27 protein-coding genes and 1 pseudogene are annotated in these 24,732 nt (G+C 69.9%); 24 read left to right on the top strand and 4 right to left on the bottom strand.

The window, feature by feature from the left end:
* Positions 1–159: 159 nt before the first annotated feature.
* From mshA to A3CU_RS0103840, 21 genes and pseudogenes are all read left to right on the top strand, one after another.
* Positions 160–1,458 carry a D-inositol-3-phosphate glycosyltransferase gene (gene mshA / locus A3CU_RS0103940; protein ID WP_211246343.1) on the top strand — a complete coding sequence of 433 codons (1,299 nt, stop codon included), beginning with the start codon at positions 160–162 and terminating at the stop codon, positions 1,456–1,458.
* A gap of 151 nt (positions 1,459–1,609) precedes the next feature.
* A complete protein-coding gene (locus tag A3CU_RS0103935) occupies positions 1,610–2,125 on the top strand; it encodes a type III secretion system chaperone family protein (protein WP_027941164.1) in 516 nt (171 codons plus the stop codon).
* An 89-nt stretch (positions 2,126–2,214) separates the two neighbouring features.
* Positions 2,215–3,093, top strand: coding sequence for a DUF4349 domain-containing protein (locus A3CU_RS0103930; RefSeq protein WP_245616865.1), 879 nt, complete (start codon positions 2,215–2,217; stop codon positions 3,091–3,093).
* A 773-nt stretch (positions 3,094–3,866) separates the two neighbouring features.
* Positions 3,867–4,616 (top strand): phosphoglyceromutase, encoded by a 750-nt coding sequence (locus A3CU_RS0103925; RefSeq protein ID WP_027941162.1) that lies wholly within the window; start codon positions 3,867–3,869, stop codon positions 4,614–4,616.
* Positions 4,617–4,743: 127 nt separating this feature from the next.
* Positions 4,744–5,373 carry a class I SAM-dependent methyltransferase gene (locus A3CU_RS0103920; protein ID WP_027941161.1) on the top strand — a complete coding sequence of 210 codons (630 nt, stop codon included), beginning with the start codon at positions 4,744–4,746 and terminating at the stop codon, positions 5,371–5,373.
* 215 nt (positions 5,374–5,588) lie between these two features.
* On the top strand, positions 5,589–6,755 hold the full coding sequence (locus A3CU_RS0103915) for a sensor histidine kinase (protein ID WP_156960233.1): 1,167 nt from the start codon (positions 5,589–5,591) through the stop codon (positions 6,753–6,755).
* The gene (locus tag A3CU_RS0103910; RefSeq protein ID WP_027941159.1) at positions 6,752–7,441 is read left to right on the top strand and encodes a response regulator transcription factor; all 690 of its coding nucleotides are present in this window, start codon (positions 6,752–6,754) and stop codon (positions 7,439–7,441) included. Before A3CU_RS0103915 ends, A3CU_RS0103910 begins: the two co-directional genes overlap by 4 nt.
* Before the next feature lie 174 nt (positions 7,442–7,615).
* Entirely contained in the window at positions 7,616–8,650 is a 1,035-nt protein-coding gene (locus A3CU_RS0103905) for a Ppx/GppA family phosphatase (protein ID WP_027941158.1), read from the top strand.
* The gene (locus A3CU_RS0103900) at positions 8,647–10,461 is read left to right on the top strand and encodes a hypothetical protein (RefSeq protein ID WP_027941157.1); all 1,815 of its coding nucleotides are present in this window, start codon (positions 8,647–8,649) and stop codon (positions 10,459–10,461) included. Before A3CU_RS0103905 ends, A3CU_RS0103900 begins: the two co-directional genes overlap by 4 nt.
* Before the next feature lie 9 nt (positions 10,462–10,470).
* Positions 10,471–11,265, top strand: coding sequence for a sugar phosphate isomerase/epimerase family protein (locus A3CU_RS0103895; RefSeq protein WP_342668892.1), 795 nt, complete (start codon positions 10,471–10,473; stop codon positions 11,263–11,265).
* A gap of 86 nt (positions 11,266–11,351) precedes the next feature.
* Positions 11,352–12,278: a proline dehydrogenase family protein gene (locus A3CU_RS0103890; protein ID WP_027941155.1), complete on the top strand. Its 927-nt coding sequence runs from the start codon at positions 11,352–11,354 to the stop codon at positions 12,276–12,278.
* Positions 12,275–13,105: a thioesterase family protein gene (locus A3CU_RS0103885; protein ID WP_052371423.1), complete on the top strand. Its 831-nt coding sequence runs from the start codon at positions 12,275–12,277 to the stop codon at positions 13,103–13,105. The genes A3CU_RS0103890 and A3CU_RS0103885 overlap by 4 nt, the downstream gene beginning before the upstream one ends.
* Before the next feature lie 190 nt (positions 13,106–13,295).
* Positions 13,296–14,102, top strand: a complete 807-nt coding sequence (proC, locus tag A3CU_RS0103880; RefSeq protein ID WP_027941153.1) for a pyrroline-5-carboxylate reductase — start codon at positions 13,296–13,298, stop codon at positions 14,100–14,102.
* A 149-nt stretch (positions 14,103–14,251) separates the two neighbouring features.
* The gene (locus tag A3CU_RS0103875) at positions 14,252–14,464 is read left to right on the top strand and encodes a helix-turn-helix domain-containing protein (RefSeq protein WP_027941152.1); all 213 of its coding nucleotides are present in this window, start codon (positions 14,252–14,254) and stop codon (positions 14,462–14,464) included.
* A 147-nt stretch (positions 14,465–14,611) separates the two neighbouring features.
* A complete protein-coding gene (locus A3CU_RS50860; protein WP_017986394.1) occupies positions 14,612–14,713 on the top strand; it encodes a 30S ribosomal protein bS22 in 102 nt (33 codons plus the stop codon).
* 177 nt (positions 14,714–14,890) lie between these two features.
* Positions 14,891–15,937 carry an NAD-dependent epimerase/dehydratase family protein gene (locus tag A3CU_RS0103865; protein ID WP_027941151.1) on the top strand — a complete coding sequence of 349 codons (1,047 nt, stop codon included), beginning with the start codon at positions 14,891–14,893 and terminating at the stop codon, positions 15,935–15,937.
* Positions 15,938–15,956: 19 nt separating this feature from the next.
* The gene (locus tag A3CU_RS0103860) at positions 15,957–17,009 is read left to right on the top strand and encodes a lysophospholipid acyltransferase family protein (protein ID WP_027941150.1); all 1,053 of its coding nucleotides are present in this window, start codon (positions 15,957–15,959) and stop codon (positions 17,007–17,009) included.
* Positions 17,010–17,182: 173 nt separating this feature from the next.
* A pseudogene (locus A3CU_RS43350) lies at positions 17,183–17,470 on the top strand (DUF6247 family protein); the annotation flags it as partial.
* Between the two features lie 29 nt (positions 17,471–17,499).
* Positions 17,500–17,727 carry a hypothetical protein gene (locus A3CU_RS52180; protein WP_027941149.1) on the top strand — a complete coding sequence of 76 codons (228 nt, stop codon included), beginning with the start codon at positions 17,500–17,502 and terminating at the stop codon, positions 17,725–17,727.
* A 159-nt stretch (positions 17,728–17,886) separates the two neighbouring features.
* Positions 17,887–18,819 carry an aminoglycoside phosphotransferase family protein gene (locus A3CU_RS0103845; RefSeq protein WP_063628785.1) on the top strand — a complete coding sequence of 311 codons (933 nt, stop codon included), beginning with the start codon at positions 17,887–17,889 and terminating at the stop codon, positions 18,817–18,819.
* A 23-nt stretch (positions 18,820–18,842) separates the two neighbouring features.
* On the top strand, positions 18,843–19,742 hold the full coding sequence (locus A3CU_RS0103840) for a phosphotransferase enzyme family protein (RefSeq protein WP_027941147.1): 900 nt from the start codon (positions 18,843–18,845) through the stop codon (positions 19,740–19,742).
* A gap of 9 nt (positions 19,743–19,751) precedes the next feature.
* Here the strand turns inward: A3CU_RS0103840 and A3CU_RS0103835 are convergent, their stop codons facing one another.
* From A3CU_RS0103835 to A3CU_RS0103820, 4 genes are read right to left on the bottom strand one after another with little or no spacing between them, the layout of a single operon-like run.
* Positions 19,752–20,591, bottom strand: a complete 840-nt coding sequence (locus tag A3CU_RS0103835; protein WP_027941146.1) for a phosphotransferase family protein — start codon at positions 20,589–20,591, stop codon at positions 19,752–19,754.
* 29 nt (positions 20,592–20,620) lie between these two features.
* Positions 20,621–21,514, bottom strand: coding sequence for an HAD family hydrolase (locus A3CU_RS0103830; protein WP_027941145.1), 894 nt, complete (start codon positions 21,512–21,514; stop codon positions 20,621–20,623).
* A gap of 42 nt (positions 21,515–21,556) precedes the next feature.
* A complete protein-coding gene (locus tag A3CU_RS0103825; protein WP_156960214.1) occupies positions 21,557–22,489 on the bottom strand; it encodes a DUF5667 domain-containing protein in 933 nt (310 codons plus the stop codon).
* A 49-nt stretch (positions 22,490–22,538) separates the two neighbouring features.
* Entirely contained in the window at positions 22,539–23,138 is a 600-nt protein-coding gene (locus tag A3CU_RS0103820) for an RNA polymerase sigma factor (protein WP_245616874.1), read from the bottom strand.
* Between the two features lie 188 nt (positions 23,139–23,326).
* On the opposite strand from A3CU_RS0103820, the gene A3CU_RS0103815 reads away from it, so the two are divergent.
* From A3CU_RS0103815 to A3CU_RS0103805, 3 genes are all read left to right on the top strand, one after another.
* Positions 23,327–23,563, top strand: a complete 237-nt coding sequence (locus A3CU_RS0103815) for a glutaredoxin family protein (RefSeq protein ID WP_027941142.1) — start codon at positions 23,327–23,329, stop codon at positions 23,561–23,563.
* Between the two features lie 178 nt (positions 23,564–23,741).
* Entirely contained in the window at positions 23,742–24,206 is a 465-nt protein-coding gene (locus A3CU_RS0103810; protein WP_027941141.1) for a MerR family transcriptional regulator, read from the top strand.
* A complete protein-coding gene (locus tag A3CU_RS0103805; protein ID WP_027941140.1) occupies positions 24,203–24,631 on the top strand; it encodes a carboxymuconolactone decarboxylase family protein in 429 nt (142 codons plus the stop codon). Before A3CU_RS0103810 ends, A3CU_RS0103805 begins: the two co-directional genes overlap by 4 nt.
* The last annotated feature ends 101 nt before the right edge of the window (positions 24,632–24,732 follow it).

Here is a 24,732-nt window from a genome sequence, read left to right as displayed (position 1 = left end):
ATGGGGCGGCCGGGGAGCCGCTTGGGAAGATTCCGGGGGCCCGTGCGCGTTGGGGTCAGTGTTGCCTGGGGGTGCACCCCCAGGCCCCGCCTGGGGCAAGCCCCCAGACCTCCTCAGCGGATGGCGACAACCTGGGAGTGAACTTCAGTGACGAACTCGCTGCGCGGTTCCCGACCGATCACCTCCATCTGGCCGCGCAGGGTGGCCGTGCTATCCGTGCACACATCACCGCTCGAACAACCCGGCACGGGTGACGCGGGTGGGATGAACGTGTACATCACGCACACCGCGGTGGAGATGGCGAACCGGGGCATCAGCGTGGAGGTGTTCACGCGGGCCACGTCGTCGGAGCAGCCACCGGTCACCGAGCTCGTGCCCGGGGTGCTGGTTCGGCACGTGCAGGCCGGCCCGTTCGAGCCGCTGAGCCGCGAGGAGCTGCCCGCGCAGCTGTGCGCGTTCACTTCCGGTGTCCTGCGCGCGGAGGCGTTCCACGAGCCCGGGTACTACGGCCTCATCCACTCGCACTACTGGCTCTCCGGACAGGTCGGCTGGCTGGCCCGGGACCGCTGGGGCGTCCCGCTGGTGCACACCGCGCACACCCTGGCGAAGGTCAAGAACGCGGCATTGGCCGACGGGGACAAGCCCGAGCCCCGCAGCCGGGTGATCGGCGAGGAGCAGGTCGTTTCGGAGGCGGACTGCCTGGTCGCCAACACGCAGGTCGAGGCGGGGCAGCTGATCCGCCTGTACGGGGCGAACCCGCGCGCGGTGCACACCGTGGCGCCCGGCGTCGACCTGGACCGCTTCCGCCCGGGTTCTCGGTCGGCCGCGCGGCACAGGCTCGGGCTGCCGCGCGACGCCGTGGTGCTCGCGTTCGCCGGCCGCATCCAGCCGTTGAAGGCGCCCGATGTGCTGCTGTACGCGGCCGCGCGGCTGCTCGAACAGCGGCCGGAGTTGCGGGACCGGCTGGTGGTGCTGGTGGTCGGCGGGCCGTCCGGCAGCGGGCTTCAGACGGGTCCTGGCATGTTGCGCGACCTGGCCGGTTCGCTGGGGATCGAGCGGCAGACCCGGTTCCTGCCGCCGCAGTCGGGTGAGCGGCTCGCCGAGGTCTACCGGGCCGCGGACGTGGTGGCGGTGCCCAGCTACAACGAGTCGTTCGGGCTGGTGGCGCTGGAGGCGCAGGCGTGCGGAACGCCGGTGGTCGCGGCCGAGGTCGGTGGGCTGCCGGTGGCCGTGGCGCACGGCGAATCGGGCCTGCTCGTGCCCTCGCATGATGCGCGGGCGTGGGCCACGGCGCTGGCGAGCGTCGCGCTGAGCCCGGACCGGCGTGCCGAGTTCGCCGCGAACGCCGTCCGGCACGCGCGCCAGTTCTCCTGGAGCCGCACCACCGACGCCCTGCTGTCCACCTATGTCGCGGCTTCGAACTCGTTCTCCGCGCTGCGCTCGGAGGTGCCGGCATGAGTCGGCCGATGTCAAGTCGCGGCAATCAAGGTGACCAGCACGCGCGCCCCGTCGGCACGGTCAAGGGGGTCTGGGGGCTTGCCCCCAGTCGGGGTGTGGGGGCTGAGCCCCCACAGGACACCGTCGCGCTCGAACTCGCGGAGGAACGAGCATGAGTCTGGCCGGGGTGATCGAGTCCGCTTTGGACAAGGCCGGCCTGGAATACCAGAAGAAGGCGGAGGGCCGGTACTTCGTCACGCTTCCGGGCACCAAGAAGTTGCAGACCAACTGCTGGCTGATCATCGGCGAGCACGCCTTCGCGGTCGAGGCGTTCGTCTGCCGTCGCCCCGACGAGGAGCACGAGCGTTTCTACCATTTCCTGTTGCGTCGCAACGCGAAGCTCTACGGCGTCCACTACACCGTGGATGCTCTCGGGGATGTCTACCTGGTCGGCCGGCTGGGTCTGGACACGATCACCGATGTCGAGCTGGACAAGATTCTCGGCCAGGTGCTGGAGGCCGCCGACAACGACTTCAACCCGCTGCTGGAAATCGGGTTCGCCTCCTCGATCCGGCGGGAATGGGACTGGCGGGTTTCCCGTGGCGAGTCCCTGGCCAACCTCCAGGCGTTCCGGCATCTGGTCGAGCCGAGCACACCACACGAGCCCGGTTCGCTGACCGAACGGTGAGCGCGTTCGCCGGCGAGGAACGATCTTTCGTCGTGCAACCTGGCTGAACTCCTCGCCCGTCTTTCCCCCGTTACTGGAGGGAGACGAAGGTGAGATATCTACTGGCGATGGTTGCCGTCCTCGCACTGGCCGCGGGATGCACCACCACTTCGCGTTCGACCGAGTCCGACGCGGCGGGCCCCGGACGGGCCGCCGTGCAGCCGGCCCAGCCCCAGGCCAAACCGAACGCCGGCGCGCCGGGCGCCCTCGCCGCGCCGGGCGCCACCGCCGCGGTGCCGATTCCGGGACAGGACCGTCAACTCGCGCGTACCGCCCAGCTGACCACGACCGTGCCGGACGTGCGTGCGGCCGCCGACCAGGCCCGGCAGATCGCGGTGGCCGCGGGCGGGTATTCCGGCTCCGAACACACGGATTCCAGGTCGGCGTCGCTGAGCCTGCTGGTGCCTAGCGACAAGCTGGACAACACGCTCACTCAGCTGTCCGCACTGGGCCAGGTGACGAGCAGCCAGCAGACCGCCCAGGACGTGACCGACCAGGTAGTCGACGTCGAGTCACGTCTGGAGAGCGCGCGGCGCAGCGTGGACCGGCTGCGCGCTCTGCTCGATCGCGCGACCAGCATCTCGGACATCGCTTCCATCGAGTCGCAGCTGGCCACTCGCGAGTCCGACCTGGAGTCGTTGGAGTCCAGGCAGAAGGCACTTGCCGGTCAGGTCGCGATGTCCACGGTGAGCCTGACGGTCACCGCCGCACCGCCCCTGGCGGCGGAGGAGCCGGAGTCCGGTTTCCTCGCCGGTCTGGCCGCGGGCTGGCACGGCTTCCTCGCTTTCGGCCGTGGGTTCCTGAACGTGCTCGGTGCCGTGCTGCCCTTCGCCGCCATACTCGGCGTCCCCCTGGCCGCCCTCGTCTTCTGGCTGGCCCGCCGCCGTTCCCGCCCCACGCCGAAACCGGAAACCCCCACCGCCGCATAACCACACCGCCCCCGACGCGGACGTGCTGGTCCACACCAGCGCCAGCACGTCCACACCCAACCTCACACTGGTTCAGACGAGCAAACCCGGCCCTGGCCCAGATGGCGATCACGTACTGGCTCAGACGGCTGACTCCACCTGGTTCAGACGACCACTCGACGTTGGTTCAGACGGCCGGTCTTGTGCTGGTTCAGACGAGACGTGCCCAGCGCCCGCCAAAGGCGAGGAGCTCGCACCGTGGGGGTTTGGGGGCTCGGCGCCCCAAAGTCATGAGCTCCGCCTCGCTCGTGAAGCGACGAAGTCGCGAACAGGGGGCGAGGCGGAGCGGCCTGAGGGAGGGGGAGTCGCGAACCCAGGCCGCCCCGCTGACGCTCCCGCCGCTGTGTGGACCCGGTGGCGAGGGGGAGTGCCAACGGGGCCGGCGGGGCCGCAGCTCGGCAGGGGGGAGACGAGCTGCGGTCGTACCCCGCGATCGCTGGGGAGTGCGTGGTTCCAGCTTCGCGGGACGTTGCCAACTTGTCAGATTTCCTCTAGTAATCACAAGACTACTGGTTACTCCATTCGAGTGAACTTTGCGGGCCGGATTTACTGATTGCAGTCGAGATGTCCGTGACCTGGGCTTATTGGCGAAGCGTTTAACCGTCGAGTGATGCTGTGACTCGAAGTAACACACTGTGTGTGCTCGCGACTCCCGAGCGTGCCGGCCGGGCCGGCTCCTGACCCACCGCCACCCTCGGCTCCAGGCGCCGCACGTCGCGGTTTAGATTCAGGACATGGCCGAACTAGGGACTTTGGTGCTGCTGCGACACGGGCAGAGCACCTGGAACGCCGAAAACCTGTTCACGGGTTGGGTCGACGTGCCGCTGTCCGAACAGGGCGAGGCCGAAGCGCGGCGAGGCGGCGAGTTGCTCGCCGAGGCCGACTTGCTGCCCGATGTCGTGCACACCTCGTTGCTCCGGCGCGCGATCTCCACCGCCAACATCGCGCTCGACGTCGCGGACCGGCACTGGATCCCGGTTCGCCGTGACTGGCGGCTCAACGAGCGCCACTACGGCGCGCTGCAGGGCAAGAACAAGAGGCAGGTACGTGACGAGTTCGGCGACGAGCAGTTCATGCTCTGGCGCCGGTCCTACGACGTGCCACCGCCGCCGATCGAGCGCGGCAGCGAGTTCAGCCAGGACAGCGACCCGCGGTACGCCCCGCTCGGCGACACCGCCCCGCTGACCGAATGCCTCAAGGACGTCGTCGCGCGGCTGTTGCCGTACTGGGATTCGGCGATCGTGCCGGACCTGCAAGCCGGCCGGACGGTGCTGATCGCCGCGCACGGCAACTCGCTGAGGGCGCTGGTCAAGCACCTGGACGGCATCTCCGACGACGAGATCGCGGGTCTGAACATCCCCACCGGGATTCCGCTGCGCTACGACCTCACCCCCGAGCTGACCCCGGTCACTCCCGGGGGCACCTACCTGGACCCGGCCGCCGCCAAGGAGGCCGCCGCGGCGGTCGCCGCCCAGGGCCGCTGACCCGCCGGGCGTGCGGCCGCCGAGACCGGCACCGCCGCATGCCCGCATCGGGGCGTTGACCTCCAGTTAAGTGGAAGGTCCATGCTGGTCTCGTTCGTGGTCACGGACGTTGACGAAGGGGCTCGGCATGGAGATTTCGGTGGGTCGTTCGGTGTTCGATTCCGCCTACGAGGAGAACACCGCACCATGGGTGATCGGTGAGCCGCAGCCGGCGATCGTCGAGCTGGAGAAGGCCGGCGGCATCGGTGGCGCCGTGCTCGACCCCGGCTGTGGTGCCGGTGAGCACACGATCCTGCTGACCAGGCTGGGCTACGACGTGCTGGGCGTGGACTTCTCGCGCCCGGCGATCGAACGGGCCCGGGCCAATGCCGCCGAGCAGAACGTCGACGCCCGCTTCGAGTTCGCCGACGCACTGCGGCTGACCGGAGGGCCGTTCGACACCGTCGTGGACAGCGCGCTGTTCCACGTGTTCGGCCCGGAGGAGCGGGCGAAGTACGTCCGCAGCCTGCACGGCGTGTGCCGGCCGGGGGCGACCGTGCACGTCCTGGCGCTCTCCGACGCGGAACCCGGCTTCGGTCCGCGCATCCCGGACGCCGTGATCCGCGACGCCTTCGCGGTCGAGGGCTGGCGGTTGGCGGAGATCCGGCCGACGACCTATCGCGGTGTCGCGCGTGGCGAGCACGCCGAGGTGTTCGGCGTCGACGACGGCGCGCTGATCGACGTCCCCGCCTGGTTGGCCACCGCCACCCGGCTCTGACGTCCGAACCGGACCGGCGGGGGCCCTTAAGCGGGGTTGATCAGGGAACGGTCACGCTCGGGCTGACACAGCGTGAACAGGGCTTAAACACTGCTTGGCCGGAGTGTCACCCCCATCACGACCTGCCCACCGGGACTAGGCCAAAGGCTCGTTCACATGCTTACGATTCAGCCGTGAGCGTGCCTGCTTCACTCGCACTGGCCGTCGGCGCACTGCTGGTCGGCGCGGTCGGCGGTTTCTTCATCGCATTCCGGCGCCCGGCCGCGGAGCGGCGGCCCACCGGTCCGACCGTGGCCGAGCTGCTCCTTCGCCTGGTGCGATCATCGAACAACGGGCTGCTCGTCCTGAACCGCTTCGGCGACATGGTGTTGCACAACCGTCGCGCGGAATCGCTGGGCCTGGTCGTCGACGACCGCGCCGACCCGCGCGCCATCAAGGCCGCCGAGCAGGTCGTGGAAACCGGCGAGCCGATGGAGGTCGACCTCTCCCCGCTCGAGGCGCGCGGACGCCAGCCCGAGGCCGTCGTCGGCGAGGTCCGCCCGCTCGGTGACGGGTTCACCGTGATCGAGGCCGTCGACCATTCCGAGGCCGCTCGCCTGGAGGCGGTCCGCCGTGACTTCGTGGCCAACGTCAGCCATGAGCTCAAGACGCCGGTCGGCGCGATCGCGCTGCTCACCGAGGCCGTGCTGGACGCCGCCGAAGACGTCGAAGAGGTGCGCCGGTTCGGTGGCAAGATCCTCCACGAATCGACCCGGCTGGGCACGCTGGTCACCGAGCTGATCGCCCTGTCGCGGTTGCAGGGCGCGGAACGCCTGCCCGACCTGACCGTGGTCGACGTGGACGCCGTGGTCCGCGAGGCGCTCAGCCGGACCAGGTTGTCGGCTGAGTCCGCCGACATCGAGGTCACCATCGACCGCCCCAGCGGCCTGCTCATCGAGGGCGACCGCACGCTGCTGGTGACCGCGCTGTCCAACCTGCTGGAAAACGCCGTGGCCTATTCGCCCGCGCGCAGCCCGGTGACCATCAGCCGGCGCCTCGACGAGGGCATGGTCGAGATCGCCGTAACCGACCGTGGCATCGGCATCGCCGAAGATGAACAGGACCGGGTGTTCGAGCGCTTCTACCGCGCGGACAAGGCACGTTCCCGCGCCACCGGGGGCACCGGGCTGGGGTTGGCCATCGTCAAACATGTCGCCGCCAACCACGGGGGCGAGGTGCTGTTGTGGAGTCGCCCCGGCATCGGCTCCACGTTCACCCTGCGCATCCCGGCGTACGAAGCGCCTGAGGCTCCCGAGTCCAGTCCGGAACCACCGCAGGAGCAGAACCCCGACCGGGCCGTTCGGTTCGTGGCGACCACGCAAGAACAGGGAGGAAGACCGTGACGAGGGTGCTCATCGTCGAGGATGAGGAGTCTTTCGCCGACCCGCTGGCCTTCCTGCTCCGAAAGGAGGGGTTCACGGCCGCGGTCGCCGCTACCGGACAGCAGGCGCTGGAGGAGTTCGACCGCAACGGCGCCGACATCGTGCTGCTCGACCTGATGCTGCCCGGCATGAGCGGCACGGACGTGTGCAAACAGTTGCGCCAGCGCTCCGCCGTGCCGGTGATCATGGTGACGGCGCGGGACAGCGAGATCGACAAGGTGGTGGGCCTGGAGCTGGGGGCGGACGACTACGTCACCAAGCCCTACTCGGCCCGCGAGCTGATCGCGCGGATTCGCGCGGTGCTGCGCCGGGGCGGCGAGACCGGGCCGGAGGCCGACGTTGCTCCGCTGGCGCTGAGCGCCGGCCCGGTGCGCATGGACGTCGAGCGGCACGTGGTGACGGTCAACGGCGAGGAGGTCTCCTTGCCGCTCAAGGAGTTCGACCTGCTGGAGTACCTGCTCCGCAACGTCGGCCGGGTGCTCACCCGCGGCCAGTTGATCGACCGGGTATGGGGCGCGGACTACGTGGGGGACACCAAGACGCTGGACGTGCACGTGAAACGGCTGCGTTCCAAGATCGAACCGGACCCGGGCTCGCCGCGGCATCTGGTCACCGTGCGCGGGCTCGGGTACAAGTTCGAGATGTGATCCCCGCCCCCCGTCGACTCCGGGGCGCCTCGCGGGACCGCCTACGTTGCCGCTGGTGAGTGACCCGCGAACGGATTCCGGTACCCACCGTGTTCACGGGTTCACCCGCCGCCTCGTGAGTCATGGCACTCTTGGGCCTACGTCCGGTCGGCTCGCCGGGTACCGTAGGGCTTCGTGCGCCTAGGGGTACTCGACGTGGGGTCGAACACCGTCCACCTGCTGGTGGTGGACGCGCATCGAGGTGCGCACCCGACGCCCATGTATTCGGAGAAGACGGTGCTGCGCCTGACCGAGCAGATCACCGGCAAGGGTGAGCTGGGGAAGCCGGCCGAGCAGGCGTTGATCCGCGCGGTCGATTCGGCCCAGGCCTCGGCCGCCCGCCTCGGTTGCGCGGAGCTGACGGCGTTCGCGACCTCGGCGGTGCGGGAGGCCCGGAACGCGCCGAAGGTCCTGCGCAAGGTCGCCGAGCAGACCGGGGTGGAGCTGAAGGTGCTCTCCGGCGTCGACGAGGCACGGCTGACCTTCCTCGCGGCGCGCCGGTGGTTCGGCTGGTCGGCGGGAAACCTGCTGGTGCTCGACATCGGCGGGGGCTCGCTGGAGGTCGCGATGGGCGTGGACGAGGAACCGGCGCTGGCCGACTCGCTCCCGCTGGGCGCGGGGCGGATCCACCGGACCAGGCTCGCGCACGACCCGCCGACCCGGGCCGAGCTGGCGAGCACCTCGGCCTGGCTGGAGGAGCAGCTGGCCGGGCTGGCCAAGACGGTGGCCAAGCTGCCCCCGCCGGACCACGTGGTGGCGACCTCCAAGACGGTCCGGTCGCTGGCCAGGCTGACCGGAGCGGCTCCCTCTGCCACTGGCCCCCGCATACGCCGTACCCTGTCCGATACCGCATTGCGACAGCTCATCGCCTTCATCTCGCGGATGACGGCGGCCGACCTGGCCGAGCTGGAAGGAGTCAGCTCCAGCCGGGCACACCAGCTCGTCGGGGGTGCGCTGGTGGCGCGGGCCGCGATGCGGGCGTTGTCGCTCGAGGAACTGGAGATCTGCCCGTGGGCGCTCCGGGAAGGGGTGATCTTGCGGCGGCTGGACCACGCGAACGGCTGGGGTGAAACCGGGCCGACGGATGAGGGCGGTTCGCCGCGGAATCGGACCGGTGACAGCACCCCGCTGGACGACGGCGATGTTGAACAGGCACGGTGGAAGCGATGAGTCGAGAAAGCGGACAAGACCGGTCACAGAAGACGGTGGCCGAACTGCTCGCTCAACATGGCGGGAACGTCGACGGCAGCCGCCGCCGGCGTCGTCGTGCCGCCGACGATGACGACGAGCAGGGCGCCAGCGGCGCACCACCGGCTTCCGGCCGCCGGGCCGGGACCGACCCCCAGGCCCTGATCGACCGGGCGCGCACTGAGGCCGCGAACTCACCGTCGGCCCGGCGTGAAGGCGGCCGTCGGGCGCGGCCGGACCAGGACACGCCGCCGCTCCCGCGCCGGCAACCCACCGACTCGGGCCAGCACCCGCAGGTGAGCCCGGCGGAGCCCGCGGCCCCGCCGCGCCCGGCGCCGGTCGAGCCGTTCGGAAGGCCGCCGCAGGACTCCGGCGGCTTCCCGCGATCGAACCCCGCTCCGAACCCGCTGCCGCCGGCGGGGCCCCGACCGCCGCGGGCCACGCCGGGCGCGCCGCAGGATTCGGGTGGCTGGCCGCAGGACTCCGGTGGGTATCCGCGGCCGAACCTGCCCGGACCGCCGCAGGACTCCGGCGGTTTCGCCCGCCCGAATGCGCCTGGGCCGCAGCAGGATTCCGGTGGCTTCGCCCGGCCGAACGCGCCCGGGCCGCAGGAGTCCGGTGCCTTCGGACGCCCGCCCGGTGCGCCGCCGCCGGACTCCGGTGGTTTCCCGCGCCCGGGTGTCGCGCGGCCGCCCCAGGAGTCCGGTGCGTATCCGCGTCCCGCGCCCCCGCAGGAATCCGGTGCGTTCGCGCGCCCGAACAACGCACCAGGCCAGGATTCGAGCGCCTTCCAGGTGCCCGGCGGCCCGCTCCCGTCGCGTGAGCCAGGCATGGGACGCCGCATACGGCCGCAGGAGCCACCGGTGCGCCGCGGGCTGCAGGAGTCCGCCGGCCTGCCGCTGCCGGAACCGCCCGCGCCGGACGAGCTGCCGCGCCGCGGACAGGACACCCACGCGCAGATCCCGCGCCACGCGACCCCGCCACCCCCGCAACCCGGCGCGGCCGCTCCGCCCAGCGGCCTGTCGGCCCGGCTCGACGGGCTGGACGCGGTGGGGGAAGCGCCGCCGGACGGGGGCGGCATGGCCAGTGGCACGTTCCCCGGGCCCGATCGTGCGCCGGCCGGCCGCGCCTTCCCCGCGCTCCCGCGCCGGCGGCGCCGGGCCGCGCCACCGCCCGCGGCCGAGCCGCACACCGAGCAGTTCCAGCCGGTCGACACGGGCGAGTCGCTGTTCGAGCCCGCCCCGGACGCCCCACCCGCCGGGCTGTCGACCTGGGGACGTGGGCGGCCGAATCCGATCTCGACCGAGGACACGCAGGTCGGCGTCTCGCCGGTGGTGCCGGCACGGGAACCCGACCCGGGTGACCAACTGGAGGCGACCGGCTACCACGACCCCTTCGCCGACGACGAGGACGAGGAGTACGCCGAGTTCGGTGGTCTCGAGGAGGCCGGCGAGGACCTCGAGGACTACGAGTACCGCGAGGAACCCGCGCGGATCGAGGACGAGCGAGGCAGGCCCGAGCCCGCGCAGTCGCCCGCCCGGCAGTGGATCACCATGGCCATCCAGCTCACGCTCGGTGTCGTCAGTGGCGCCGCCGTGTGGCTCGGCTTCAACTGGTTGTGGGGGCAGCTGCCGGCCGCCGCGCTGGGCGCCGCGGTCGTGGTGATCGCCGCGCTGGTGTGGATCGTGCGGAAGATCCGCCGAGCCGAGGACCTGCAGACCACCGTGCTCGCCGTGCTGGTGGGTCTGGTGGTCACGGTGTCTCCGGCCGCGTTGCTGTTGCTGTCGCGATAAGGGACGGCGCTGGCGTTGATTCCGGTTGGTCTGTCCACGGCATCGGTGTGGCCCCTGCGGGCCGGTGCCGGTTTCGAGCTGGCCGCCGACCTCGGCTACGACGGGGTCGAGGTGATGGTGTGGGTGGACCCGGTCAGCCAGGACGTCGCCGACCTGCGCCGGTGGTCGCGGCACACCGGGATGCCGGTGCTGTCGGTGCATTCACCGTCGTTGTTGATCACCCAGCGGGTCTGGTCGCCGGACCCGGTGATCCGGTTGCGCCGCAGCGTGGACGCCGCGGTCGAGCTGGGTGCGCGCACGGTCGTGGTGCATCCGCCGTTTCGCTGGCAGCGCCGGTACGGCGACTTGTTCGCCGAGCTGGTCGCCGAGCTGGAGGACGCCAGCGGCGTCGACATCGCGGTGGAGAACATGTTCAAGGTCCGCCCGCCGGGTGGGAAGCGGGACTCACGGATCTCGGCGTTCCGGCCGTCGATCGACCCGACCGATGTCGGCTACCGGCACTACACCCTGGACATTTCCCACGCGGCCGCGGCGCAGATGGACGCGCTCGCGCTGGCCGACCGGATGGGTGCCGGGATGACCCACGTGCACCTGGCCGACGGCACCGGCATCCCCAAGGACGAGCACCTGGTGCCCGGCCGCGGCGAGCAGCCCTGCGCCGAGTTCCTGGAGCGGCTCGCGCCCGGGGAGTTCGACGGGCAGGTCGTGCTGGAGGTGAACACCCGCCGGGCGCCGTCGGCCGCCCACCGGGCGAAGGCGCTGGCCGAGGCCCTGCTGTTCGCCCGGTTCCACCTTGGTCAATGACCAAGTGGGAAGCAACATCGGGGCGGGCGAACAAGATCAGAATTTGAGCTTCGGCTTCCGATCCTTGAACACGTAAAGTCTCCGACGTGACCCCGCTCCGTTCCTTGATCCTCGCCGTCGCCGGGAACGACACCCTCCGGCGTGCGTTGACCGCGACCAGGGGAACCAGAGGCGTCGTCGAGCGGTTCGTCGCCGGCGAGACCGTGGCCGACGCGGTGACCACGGCGGCCCGGCTGATCGACAGCGGCCTGTATGTCACGCTCGACTACCTGGGCGAGGACACCGGCGAGACCGGCCAGGCCGAGTCGACCGTGCGGACCTATCTGGCGTTGCTCGGCCGCCTCGGTGAGGAGGGCCTGGCCGCCCGCGCCGAGGTGAGCGTCAAGCTGTCGGCCGTCGGCCTGCTGCTGGACGAGAAGTTCGCGCTGGACAACGCCCGGCGGATCTGTGCGGCCGCCGAGCGGGTCGGGACCACGGTCACCGTGGACATGGAGGACCACCGGACGACCGAGTCCACCCTGCGGGTGCTCGGCGAGCTGCGGCGCACCTGGCCGTGGGTGGGCGCGGTGGTGCAGTCGTACCTGCGGCGCACCGAGGCGGACGTGGCCGGGCTCGCGGTCGCCGACTCACGCGTGCGGCTGTGCAAGGGCGCCTACGCCGAGCCCGAGGAATTCGCCTTCACCGCCAAACATGACGTAGATCTCAGCTATGTCCGATGCGCGAACATCTTGTTGGCCGGCGATGGTTACCCTATGTTTGCGACGCATGACCCTCGGCTGATTGCCATTCTGGGTGAACGCGCGCGCTGGCACGGCCGCAAGCCGGGGGGGTACGAGTACCAGATGCTGTTCGGCGTGCGGCCTGGCGAGCAGCGGAGACTGGCGGCGGAGGGGGAGACCGTGCGGGTTTACGTTCCTTTCGGTGAGCAGTGGTATGGCTATCTGGTTCGACGGCTGGCCGAGCGGCCCGCGAACCTGGCCTTCTTCCTGCGCGCCTTGGCCAGCCGTTCGTGAGCGCGCTGGAGGTTCCCGACCCCGCGGACTTCGCCTTCGCCTGCGCCGTGCGGTCGCTGGGGGACGGCACGCTGACCGCCGTCCTGCGCCACGAATGGTCGATCGGCACCCATCCGCACGGCGGCTTCCTGCTGGCGCTGATGGCCAAGGCCGCGCTGACCGCGCTCGCCGAGCGGGGCGAGCCCATGGCGGATCCGCTGGCGATCAGCGCCGAGTTCCTCCGGCCGCCGGCGATCGGGCCGGTGCTGCTGCGCACCGACGTGCGTAAGGTCGGCCGCCGGGCCACCGTGGTCGGGATCGTGCTGGAGCAGCGCGGGCGCAGTTGCGTCGAGGCGACGGTGACTGCGGGCCGCCTGCCGGTCCGCCGCCCGGAATGGAGCGACCTGCCGTCGATGCCGGTCGAGCCGCCGCCGCGGGCGATCCCCATCGGCGGAGACACCGCAGAGGGCGAGTTCAACCTGGCCAAGGGCTGCGACGTGCGGCTGGATCCGGCGACGGCCGGTTTCCTGTCCGGCCGGACCGGGGACCCGCCCCGGATCCGGCTGTGGGTCAAGCCCCGGCACAGCGCCGTGGACCCGTATTTCACCCTCCTGGCCGGGGACGTCAACCCGCCCGTGGTGTTCAACCTCGGCCGCTTCGGGTGGAGCCCGACGGTCCAGCTCACCGCGCTGCTGCGGGCCCGGCCCGCCCCCGGCTGGCTGCGGGTCCTCGTGGAGAGCCAGTCCGTCCAGGAGTCCTGGTTCGATTCCGATGCCACGGTGATCGACTCCTCCGGCCGCCTGGTCTGCCAGGCACGGCAGCTCGCGCTCGCCCCGGCGGTGTCCTGAACCCGGTCGTTAGGCTGGCTGGCATGAGTAGCCCTGTGCCAAGCCGCGGCAATCAAGATGACCACCGCGCGCGCCCCGAAGGCCCGCTATCGGGGCGGCGGGGCGCCTGTGCCTCGATCGTGACCCGATCTCGGATGGAGCGCCCCGTCGACTCGATCGCGGTCGCGCGCAAACTCGCGGAGGAGAAGGCATGAGCACTATCGCGGTTGTGGGCGCGGGCAAGATCGGTGAGTCGTTGCTGTCGGGGTTGCTGCACGGTGGTCGCGGCGCCGACGAGTTGTTGTTCACCGAGCGGCATCCGGAGCGCTCCGCCGAGCTGACCGCGCGTTACGGCGTCGCCGGGGTCGAGGTCGCCGAAGCCGCCAAACGCGCCGACGTGCTGGTCATCGCGGTCAAGCCGCAGGACATCGAGCCGGTGCTGGACGAACTGGCCCCGTTGGTCGGGCCGGATACGCTGGTCGTATCGCTGTGCGCGGGCCTGCCTACCTCGCTTTACGAGCGGCGGCTGGCGGCCGGGGTGCCGGTGGTGCGGGTGATGCCGAACACCCCGATGGTGGTCGGTGAGGCGATGAGCGCGATCTCCGCGGGCAGCCACGCCACCGCCGAGCACCTGGCCCTGGTCACCGAGCTGCTCTCGTGTGTCGGCCAGGTCATCGAGGTGCCCGAGACGCAGCAGGACGCGGTTACCGCGCTGTCGGGATCCGGTCCCGCGTACTTCTTCTACCTGGTCGAAGCCATGATCGACGCCGGTATCCTGCTCGGCCTGCCGCGGGCGGTGTCGGAGAAGCTGATCATCCAGTCGGCCGTGGGCGCGGGCAAGATGCTGGCGGAGACCGGCGAGCACCCGGTGATTCTCCGGGAGGCGGTCACCTCCCCGGCCGGCACGACCATCAACGCCATTCGTGAGCTGGAGAAACACGGCGTCCGGGCCGCGTTGCTGGCCGCCATCGAGGCCGCCCGCGACCGGTCGGAGGAGCTCGGCAAGGCTCACGAGTGACGCCGTGCTGGGCACTTCGGTGGAAAATGCCCAGCATGCGTCGCATTGGCCCCACCGGTCCCGCTACTCTCAGGGGTAAAGCACGTGCGCGTCGGGACCGTTGGTGGGGAAGCCAAGCGGCACCGCCGCGTCGAAGGGCACGGTGACCTATGCCGTCGAATCATGAGGACGTGTCCGACCTCGGGCAGGTCCAGTTCCTGACCGTCGCCGAGGTGGCCTCGCTGATGCGGGTCTCCAAGATGACGGTCTACCGTCTGGTGCACTCGGGTGAACTGCCGGCCGTGCGGGTCGGCAAGTCGTTCCGCGTGCCGGAGAAGGCCGTGCACGACTACCTCGAAAGCGCGTATTTCGACGTGGGGTAACCTGAGTGGCCGACTGAGAGCGTCTCGTCTGACAATCGGATTGTGCCGAGCAAGGTGTGTTCGGCGCTGGCGAAGGTACCGACCGCAGGTGGCGTCGGGGCGGACGTCCGTCGGACAAGCACGAGAGTGAAACGTGGAGGAGCACCTGTGGGCTCGGTGATCAAGAAGCGCCGCAAGCGCATGTCCAAGAAGAAGCACCGCAAGCTGCTGCGCCGGACGCGTATGCAGCGTCGGAAGCAGGGCAAGTAACGCGCGCGCAAACGGCTTGTTTCATGACCCGTCCGGGTTCCCCGGACGGGTCACATCCGTTCGAGTGACAGGTGCTGACCTCGGTTAATAGGGTCGGTAGACCGCAGACGCGGCGACGCGCCCGGAGTAGCATCTGCACCGCTGTGGAAACCAGCCCGAGCCTGCCGAGGGGGTCGAATGCCGTCCAAGGTCGTCCTCGTCACCGGAGTCTCCGGTGAGCTGGGCGGGCGGCTCCTCGCGCGGTTGGGCGCGAATTCCGGGTTGGACCGCGTTATCGGCGTGGACACGATTCCGCCGGGTAAGCAGGCCTCGCGCCGGCTGGGGCGGGCGGAGTTCGTCCGGGCCGACATCCGCAACCCGCTCATCGCCAAGGTGATCGCCGATGCCGGCGTGGACACCGTGGTGCATTGTTCGACCACCTGTCATCCGCCCGGCCCGGCCCGGCGGACGGCGATCAAGGAAGTCAACGTCATCGGCGCCATGCGGCTGCTCGCCGCGTGCCAGCGCGCGCGTTCGGTGCGCAAGCTGGTGGTGAAATCCACGACCGCGGTGTACGGCGCCGGCCCGCGCTCGCCGGCCGTGTTCACCGAGGAGTCCGAACTCGTCCCGGCCTCGTCCAGCGGCTACGCCAAGGACGCGGTCGAGATGGAGGCATACGTCCGGCGGCTGGCCCGGCGCCGGCCCGACATCACGGTGACCACCCTGCGGTTGGCCAACGTGCTCGGCCCCGATGTGGACACCGTGCTGGCCAGGTACTTCGCCCTGCCGGTGGTGCCGACCGTGCTGGGCTTCGACGCCCGCATCCAGGTGCTGCACTCCTCGGACGCGCTGGCCGTGCTGGAACTGGCCACGCTTGAGGACCGGCCGGGCGTGTTCAACGTCGCCTCGGACGGCGTGCTCGCCCTCTCGCAGGCGATCCGGCGGGCCGGGCGGGCCGAACTGCCCGTGCCCCGGCCACTCGTGCCCACGGTGGCCAAACTGCTGCGCGGCGCGCACGTGGTCGACTTCTCCGAAGACCAGGTGCGTCTGCTGAACTTCGGTCGTGTCGTGGACACCACCCGGCTGGCGGAGGAATTCGGTTACCAGCCGAGCTGGACCACGAAAGCGGCGTTCGACGACTACATCCGGGGCCGTGGCCTGCGCCCGGTTCTGGACGGTGAGAAGCTGGGCGAGTTGGCCGACAACGTGCTGACCGCCGCAAGAACGGGCCAGACGCAGGCATGAAACCCGAAAGCGACGACTCATGACGCGTAGCGCCGAAGCAGTTGAAGCGCAAGTAATCCCGCTCCACCGGCCAGGTCGCGAGAAGCCACCCACGGCCGTCAAGCCGGTCGAAGCACCGGTGCTGCCCCTACCCTCCGCCTCCGCGCCGCCCGAACCAGCGGCCCCGTCGCCGGCGGGAGTAGGCCCCCAGACCTTCTTCGAACCCGAACCCGAACCCGAACCCGAACCCGAATCCGCGGCCGACGGCCTGGCCCGGGCGTTGACGTTCCTGCGCAACCGGTTGACCGGCCAATACCGCGTCGACGAGTTCGGTTTCGACCGCGAGTTCACCGACACGCTCCTGTTGCCCCCGCTGCGCCTGCTGTACGAGAAGTGGTTCCGGGTGAGCACGTCGGGCGTGGAGAACCTGCCGGACGAGGGCGGCGCGCTCATCGTCTCCAACCACTCCGGCACGCTGCCCCTGGACGCCGTGATGACCGCGGTGGCCGTGCACGACGAGCATCCGGCGCACCGGCACCTCCGGATGCTGGGCGCGGACCTGGTGTTCCGCACGCCCGTGCTCGGCGCCCTCGCCCGCAAGTCCGGGCAGACCCTGGCCTGCCACCCCGATGCGGAACGGCTGCTGCGCGCGGGTGAGCTGGTCGGCGTGTGGCCGGAGGGCTTCAAGGGCATCGGAAAGCCGTTCTCGGCGCGCTACAAGCTGCAACGGTTCGGGCGAGGCGGGTTCGTCGCCGCGGCGCTGCGTGCGGGCGTGCCGATCATTCCTTGCTCGATCGTCGGCGCGGAGGAGATCTACCCGAAGATCGGCGACATCAAGCCGCTCGCCCGGCTGCTCGGCCTGCCGTACTTCCCGGTGACGCCGTTCTTCCCGCTACTCGGCGTGCTGGGGGCGATCCCGCTGCCGACGAAGTGGTACATCGAGTTCGGCGAGCCGATCGAGACCGGGGCCTGGCAACCTGACGAGCTCGACGACCCGATGTTCGTCTTCAACCTCACCGACCAGGTCCGCGAGGCGATCCAGCACGCGCTCTACCGGCGGCTCTCGCAGCGAACGAGCGTCTTCTCGAATTAAGTCAAGCAACTCGTCCATTCAAGAAGCCTCTGCTGCCGGACCGTTCGGAAGCGGTGAGCGTCTAACACGCGAGTTAGGGCTAGTGTCGGTGTGGGCTTCTGGTTGATGCCGACGGCTAAGGTGGTCACGCGGCTGCTCCTCATCCGGCACCGAACACGAACCCGGCTCCGCCGCCAACAGACGCTGCGGGTATCCGGGCGTGTCTGACGCCGCGAGTGGCTGCCGAGTTTGATGCGGAATGGGAGCGCGCTCTAGACCGCGCGAAGCAGTCACACGACCTGGCCGAGGTGTATGAGCTGCTGCACAAGTGGCGGCACCTTGCCCATTCCGAGCAGGCAGCCCCCGGTACCTACTTTCGGTTGCTGGGCAAGTCCGAACAGATCACCAGTACTGGCCAGAATCCTGATGCCGCGCCGTTGGAAGACATGCAGGCCGTAATCCGGCAACGGTTAGGCCGCTAGGTGTATCAGCTCGTTCCGACAACGCCGTAGTGGCGCAGGTCGCTGCATTGCCTGATGACGCTTTGGCAGCCTACGCCGACGTACTTGAAGTGCTCCAGCTCACTCACTGGAACGGAAAGCCACTGCATGAGGCCAATCCCGATGGTGCCGTTGGGCGCTGGAACTTTGGCCCCAGCCAAGCGGGCCAGGTGATCTACCTGATCCTTGACGAGCAGCAGGAAGTCCACCTGTTGCTGGTGCAGTGGCTTGAAGCCTAGAGCGGCACTCTGGCTACCCCTGCGCTGACCGCGGGCGGCGCATGATCGTTTTTGGGTAGGCTCGGAGTATGCGTTGACTCCTGCCCGGAAGCCGGGCACCGCCACCGTCTCCTTCGTGTCACGCGATCGAACCCAGAGTTCACGAAGGAGACATTCACCATGAGCACGTCGATTCGCATCGACGTCCCCGACGCCCTGGCCGCCTCCCACAGTAAGCACGGTGGTGAGTCCGGCCGCGCCTGGATCGCCGCGCTGCCCAAGCTGGCCGCCGACTTCCTGGACCGCTGGGCGCTGCGGTTGGACGGTCCAGGGCGGCACGGCATGGCATCGCTCGTGTTGCCGGTGACCCGCGCGGACGGCGAGCCCGCCGCGCTCAAGCTCCAGCCGGTCAGCGAGGAGCACGCCACCGAACCGATCGGGCTGCGGGTATGGGACGGCGAAGCCGCGGTACGCCTGCTCGACCATGACCCGGACACCGGCACGATGCTCCTGGAGCGCCTGGACGCGACCCGGCCGCTGTCGTCGGTGGCCGACGAGACCACCGCCGTGCGGATCCTGGCCGGGTTGCTGGTGCGCCTGGTCTCGGTACCCGCCCCGGAGGGACTGCGTCGTCTCGCCGACATCGCCGCCGCCATGCTCGACGAGGTACCACGCGCCGTGCCGGGCCTGGTCGACCCTGCCGATCGAAAACTGGTGCGGACCTGCGCGTCCGCCGTGGCCGAACTGGTCGGCGAACCCGGCGACCGCCTGCTGCACTGGGATCTGCACTACGACAACATCCTTACCGGACAGCGAGAGCCGTGGCTGGCGATCGATCCCAAACCACTCGCCGGCGACCCCGGCTTCGATCTGCTGCCGGCACTGGACAACCGGTGGGAGGAAGCGGTCGCGTCCGGTGACGTTGCCGGCGTCGTGCTCCGCCGCTTCGACCTGCTGACCGAAGCCCTTGGTCTGGACCGGCAGCGGGCGACCGGCTGGACGCTCGGTCGTGTGCTGCAAAACGCCTTGTGGGACATCGAGGATGGTCAGACTGCGTTGGAGCGGGCCCAGGTCACCATCGCCACCACCCTGCTGCGCCATCGGGCGCGCTGATCCGTGGACTTACCGGGGGTTTCATGGCTTTCGTGGACACGCCGCTGACCGCTTCGATGCGACGCGCGGTTCAAACCGCCTGGGGACAGCGCGTGGATGGCGAGCCGGTGCGGCTGTACGGCGGAGAGGAGTCGGCGGCGTACCGGGTCGATGACCTGGTCGTACGCGTCGGCCCCAGCAGGCGCACGAGTGCCGAGACCGAGTGGTGCCACTCGGTTGCCGTACATGCCGCTTCAACGCTGCCCGAGGCGGTGGCCCCGTTACGTGCACGCGATGGAGCCACGGTCGTCTGGGTGGACGGTCGGCCCGTGTCGGTGTGGCCCTATGTCGAAGGCGAGTGGCCCGATGCGGATCAGCCGGAGGTGCGGACGCAGGGCGCGCGGCTTCTGGCGCGACTGCACCGTGCGCTGGCCACCCATCGGCCGCCACCGCGCCCGGTGGCTTCGTTCGTGGAGACCGGCCTGTACGGGGAGCCGCCGCACGATGTTCCCGCGTTGGCCGATCCATGGCTGGACCGGTGGCTGGCGGACTTTCATCGCCGTAACCCCGTACATCAGCCACTGCACGGGGACTTCTACACCGGAAACACCCTCGCCCGGGACGGCCGGCTGGTGGCCGTCCTGGACTGGGATGAGGCCATCGTCGGAGCGCCCGAACTGGAGGTGGCATCCGCCGCGCTCGAATGGGCCGACGAGTACGGTGACGCGTTGGCCCGACGGCGCCGCTTCATCACCGATTATCACGAGGCCGGCGGGACCGCGGGCGATATGGACGACGAGACGGTCGTCCAGCTGATCAGGCACCGCTTGCGCCGCGAGGCCGCATATTTCGAGCAGGCGCGGCGCCAAGGCACCGAGCATGACGAGGACGATTTCGAATACCACGAACGCCGCGTGAAAGCCTTCTTCAACCTGAGGCCGTAACGACACCGCTCAGCGGTAGCCCACCAAACCGTCCGCCAACTCGTCTTCGTCACGATCCCGATACGCGGCGAGGGCCTGCTGCAGGGCGAACGTTCCGCTGATCGTGGCGATGCGGGTGGTCGTCTCGTGATTCGCCCAGCCGCCCAGCGTGAGTACGCGCCGCAACAAGTCCTCGCCGTGGCCGGCGCCGATGGCCGCGAGGTCTTCGGCAGGGTCACCGAGCGCGACCTCGTCCCAGTCGATCACCCCGGCGAGGCGCGGCAGCCCGTCGGTGACCTCCCAAAGGACGTTTTCGGCACCGAGGTCACCATGCACCACCGCCGCGGTGAGGACGGGAAGGTCGTCGAGCGGGGCGAGCACCCGCTCGGCTCGCCGGCGCCCGTCGGCGGACATGAGCCCGAACAACTCGGCGCGGACATCCGCCGCGAACCGCCGCCACCGGTCTTCCGGCGCCGGCAGTGCCGTGCGTACCCGGTCGTCGGCGCCGGCCCTGGCCAGACCGGTCAGCAGACCGACGTACTGGCTCGCGACCGCGTCGGCGACCTCGGGATCGTCGAGCGCGTCTGCCGTCAATGGTGTTCCGGCAATGTGGCTTAGCACCAGGAACGGCGGCTCGTCGCTTTCCACCAGTGGTATCGGCGTACGGCAGCCGAGGCCAAGCCCGGCGAGGACACGCAGAACGGCTGCTCGCCGTGGCAGCCGGGTCGCGGCCGCTTCGGTGCGAGGCAGGCACACGACCCGGTCCGGGCCGATCACCACCCGATGAAACTGTCCTTCGCAGACGGTGAGCTCCTCGGGTGGAACGCCCGGCAACAGCCGGCTCAGCAGCGCCTGAACCATCATGTCCATGGGCTGAATGCGTCCGTCTCCGCGGCAGCTCAGCGGCGGCGGTAGGCGAGGCCGGCGGCGACGGCGCCGGCCAGCGCACCGGCGCCCAGCACGGACGGGACGCCGATCTTGGCGGCCTTGCGGCCGGTGCGGAAGTCACGGATCTCCCAGCCGCGGGCGCGGGACACCTCGCGCAGCCCGTTGTCCGGGTTCACCGCCACCGCGGTGCCGCACACCGACAGCATCGGGATGTCGTTCGACGAGTCCGAATAGGCCGTGCAGCGGCGCAGGTTCAGCCCCTCCCGCGCGGCCAGCGCCCGCACGGCGTGGGCCTTCGCGCGCCCGTGCAGCAGGTCGCCGACCAGGCGTCCGGTGTACACCCCGTCGATGTGCTCGGCGACCGTGCCGAGCGCGCCGGTCAGGCCGAGACGGCGCGAGATGATCGCGGCCAGTTCCACCGGCGTCGCGGTGACCAGCCAGACCCGTTGCCCGGCATCGAGGTGCATCCGAGCGAGGTCGCGGGTGCCGGACCAGATCTTGTCGGCCATCAGCTCGTCGTAGATCTCCTCGCCGACCCTGGTCATCTCCTCGACGCTGTACCCGGCGACGAAGGACAGGCCCTGCTCGCGGATCGAGCTGACGTTGCCCTCCTTGCCACCGACCCGGAACTTCACCTGCTGCCAGGCGAACCCGGCCAGGTCCGAGGCCGTGAAGTACTTGCGTGCGGCCAGGCCGCGGGCGAAGTGGAAGATCGACGCGCCCATCATCATCGTGTTGTCCACGTCGAAGAACGCGGCCGCGGTCAGGTCCGGCGGGGCGGGCTTGCCGTCCTCGGGCGGCCGCACGGACTCCATGGCCACGGCGGCGTCGGCCGAAGCTTCCCCGGCCAAGGCGGCCAGCCGCTCCAGTTCTGGGCCCTTACCCCTGCCGCGCCACACGCGCACCGCCTCCTGACATTCCTCCTGCGATCAGCGTAGCGACCCGCGTCAGCCGATCCGCACTCCGGGAAGCCCGGGGATCAGCGGTGGAACGGACAGCAGCGGCGGCGGCGAAGTCGTGGTGGCGGGTGCTCGTGCGCTGGTCGGCGCGAGGATCGGGGGGTTGAACGCGGCGGGTGCGCCGGTGTCGATGACTGACGGCACCGGCGCCGTCGGTGCGGGCGTCGACACCGATTCCGACGATCGGGTGTCGTCGAAACCCACCGCCGTGGGTGGGTTCGGTGTCACGGGTGTCACGGGTGTCACGGGCCGGGGAAGGGATGGCGATGAGGGTGTCGGCGGCCAGCAGACGCCCGGGGCGGGCAGAACACCGAGATCGTCGGACTCCCCGCTGGTGATCCGGTCGCAGCCGAGCCGGACCGACAGCGCGCGTGCCCGGGTGCTGACCCGCCCCAGCAGGTCGGTGACCTCGGCGAAGGGGGCCGCTTTCGCGCTCTGCCGGCGCACCCAGGAGCGGAGGTCGTCCAGTTCCCGCCCCGCGCCCCGCACGCCCAACGTGGTCAGCTCGGTGGTGCCGGCCCGGACCTCGCGTTCGAAGTCGGCGATGGTGGAGCCGCGTGCGGCGTGGAGCGCGAGGAGTTCGTCGAGCCGAGTCGCCGCGAACCGCAGGTGCGCCGTCGCCTTCGCCTCGTCGCCGAAGGTGAGACCGAGCTCGGCCGACTCGGTGGCTCGTTTGACGGCGTAGAGCGGATCACCGGGCAGGGCGTTGCGGGACAGCACCATGCCCAGCCCGATGAGCGCGATGAGCAGGGCGGCCGCGCCGGCGAGCCAGCGGCACCGCCGCCTGCGTTCGGCCTCGCGCAGGCGGCGGTCGATCCGCGCCCGGAGTTCCTTGCGCGTTGGCGGATCGAGAGTCGCCGTGTCGCCGAGGTCGCGCAGCGCGGACATGACCTCCAGTTCGCGCGGCGACCAACCGGGCACGTTCACACGCTGTTCAACGACCCGGTTCGCCCGCTCGTTACGGTCGGGGTCAGCGCCAGCCCGGGGGCAGTAGCTGGGCGAGCCTGCGGACCGCGCGGTGCTGCAGGGCCTTGATCGCACCCTCGTTGCGGTGCATGATCTCGGCGGTCTCCGACAGCGAAAGTCCCTGGATGAAGCGGAGCACGATGCATTCGCGCTGGTCGTCACCGAGCGCGGCGATGCAGTGCAGCAGCGCGTTCCTGGTGGCGCCGGCGAGCGCCTGCTGCTCCGGCCCGTCCTCGATGGCCTGCGCGCTGAAGGCCGCCGACTCCGAGACCTCGTCGGTGACCACCTCGAGCTTGTACCGGCTCGACTTGACGTGGTCGAGCACGATGTTGCGGGCGATGGTGATGAACCACGCACCGACGTCGCGACCCTGGTAGCTGACCGACCTGATCCGCCGCAGCGCGCGGAGGAAGGTCTCGCTGGTGATGTCGTTGGCCAGTTCCCGGTCGCCGATGCGGAACAGGACGTACCGGTGGACGGTGTCGACATAACGGTCGTAGAGCTCGCCGAACGCATCGGCATCGCCCTCCTGCGCGGCGTGGACGAGATCCCACGTCCCGGCCTCCGGCCCCGGGGCCGCGGCCGCGCCGGCGTGCAGGCCCACGGGGCCCGCGACAAGCCAGTTGGTCACGACGACTCCTCTGTCCGACGATCACCGAGCATACGGGTAGCTACCGGAAAGTAGGTAGTGTTCGCGGTTGCGGAAGTGCGACGATCCGGCCCGGCGGCGGCCGCCCGGGACGCTCGGCGAATGATGGATGATGTCGCGGTGGGGGTCGCGAAAGGAGAGTCATGGCGCACCACGTGGTGGTGATGACCAGGCAGGGTTGTTCATCCTGTGTCAAGGCGGAAGCCGACGTCGAGCGGATCTGTGACGAGCTGGGCGTGCCCTGGTCGACGGCCGATGTCGACAGCGATCCCGAGTGGCAGGCGGAGTACGGCGACCACGTCCCGGTGATCCTGATCGACGGCGCCGAGCACGGCTACTGGAAGGTCGAGGAGGACCGGTTCCGGCGCGCCCTCGCCTGAGGTCGTGAGTAGCGCTGTCAGAAGAGGCACGAGTGGCCCGTTCACATCGATTTTCGGGAGTAACGGGTCACTCATCCTCGGGAAAAGTCTTCGCGGCTGGCTAGCCGTACTGACCGGGGACATTGATCGATCAGTGTCCTTGCGTTTGAGCGCACTCACACCCCTACCGTCGGTTGGTATGGAACAAGACGAGGCACTGCGCCAGGCCCTACGCCTGGCAGTGGATCCGCCCGGCGGGGTCTCGATCGAGGCTCTGCGTGAGCTCGCGCGTGATGACGACGCTACCGAGTGGGACATCGCCACAACGGCGAAGCACCTCGGGGTAAACCCTCACACGCTGCGGTACTACGAACGCATCGGTCTGGTTCACGTCGCCCGTGATGCAGCCGGTCACCGCCGCTACGACGCGCCCGCAGTGCGCCGGCTGGTGTTCCTGACCCGGATGCGCACCTCGGGCATGTCGATCAGCGACCTGCGCCACTACATCGACCTCGTCGACGCCGACCAAGACACCGTGTCCGAACGCATGGACATGTTGCTGGAGCACCGCGACACCTTGCGGTCCCAGATCGCCCAACTGCAGCTCGCCCTTGCCACCACCGAGTACAAGATCGCTACCTACCAGGAAGTACACCAGCTATGACGAGCACCGCCCCGCAGCATGACATCAACAGTCCCGACAACCTCGCCCGCCGCCGTCACGGGCAATCGGTCCTGTCCAAGATCGACGGACATCAGGGCGAGGCTGTTGTCGACTCGCTCGCCGACATCAACCCTGCCCTCGGGCACCACGTCGCCGCGTTCGTTTTCGGGGACATCTACGACCGACCCGGCCTCGACGCCCGTAGCCGCCAGCTGGTCACCCTCGGTGTCCTGACCGCTCTAGGGGGATGTGAACCGCAGCTTAAGGTCCACATCGGCGCGGCCCTGAACGTTGGCATCAGCCGCGAGGAAATCACCGAAGCGCTCCTGCACGCCGCCGTGTTCTGCGGCTTCCCCCGGGCCCTGAACGCGACCTTCATCGCCCGCGAGGTCTTTGCCGAGCGGGACGACCCGCTCGCCAGCTGATCCTCTCCGTCGCGAGGGTGTCCTGTCGGACAACGGTTCCGCGTATCGGTCCCGCTTGCCGTACACGTTTTGAATAATGTTGTAAGGCTCTCGTAAGCGCC

This window comes from Amycolatopsis taiwanensis DSM 45107 (assembly GCF_000519205.1).
Lineage (GTDB): Bacteria > Actinomycetota > Actinomycetes > Mycobacteriales > Pseudonocardiaceae > Amycolatopsis_E > Amycolatopsis_E taiwanensis.
Note: the sequence above shows the minus strand (reverse complement) of the source record. Positions and strands in the feature narration are given on the sequence as shown.

Coding starts and splice junctions, on each gene's coding strand:
- A3CU_RS0103935 (WP_027941164.1), top strand. CDS start 1,610: ATGAGTCTGGCCGGGGTGATCGAGTCCGCTTTGGACAAGGCCGGCCTG.
- A3CU_RS0103925 (WP_027941162.1), top strand. CDS start 3,867: ATGGCCGAACTAGGGACTTTGGTGCTGCTGCGACACGGGCAGAGCACC.
- A3CU_RS0103920 (WP_027941161.1), top strand. CDS start 4,744: ATGGAGATTTCGGTGGGTCGTTCGGTGTTCGATTCCGCCTACGAGGAG.
- A3CU_RS0103900 (WP_027941157.1), top strand. CDS start 8,647: ATGAGTCGAGAAAGCGGACAAGACCGGTCACAGAAGACGGTGGCCGAA.
- proC (WP_027941153.1), top strand. CDS start 13,296: ATGAGCACTATCGCGGTTGTGGGCGCGGGCAAGATCGGTGAGTCGTTG.
- A3CU_RS0103875 (WP_027941152.1), top strand. CDS start 14,252: ATGCCGTCGAATCATGAGGACGTGTCCGACCTCGGGCAGGTCCAGTTC.
- A3CU_RS0103865 (WP_027941151.1), top strand. CDS start 14,891: ATGCCGTCCAAGGTCGTCCTCGTCACCGGAGTCTCCGGTGAGCTGGGC.
- A3CU_RS0103860 (WP_027941150.1), top strand. CDS start 15,957: ATGACGCGTAGCGCCGAAGCAGTTGAAGCGCAAGTAATCCCGCTCCAC.
- A3CU_RS0103845 (WP_063628785.1), top strand. CDS start 17,887: ATGAGCACGTCGATTCGCATCGACGTCCCCGACGCCCTGGCCGCCTCC.
- A3CU_RS0103840 (WP_027941147.1), top strand. CDS start 18,843: ATGGCTTTCGTGGACACGCCGCTGACCGCTTCGATGCGACGCGCGGTT.
- A3CU_RS0103835 (WP_027941146.1), bottom strand. CDS start 20,591: ATGGACATGATGGTTCAGGCGCTGCTGAGCCGGCTGTTGCCGGGCGTT.
- A3CU_RS0103815 (WP_027941142.1), top strand. CDS start 23,327: ATGGCGCACCACGTGGTGGTGATGACCAGGCAGGGTTGTTCATCCTGT.
- A3CU_RS0103810 (WP_027941141.1), top strand. CDS start 23,742: ATGGAACAAGACGAGGCACTGCGCCAGGCCCTACGCCTGGCAGTGGAT.
- A3CU_RS0103805 (WP_027941140.1), top strand. CDS start 24,203: ATGACGAGCACCGCCCCGCAGCATGACATCAACAGTCCCGACAACCTC.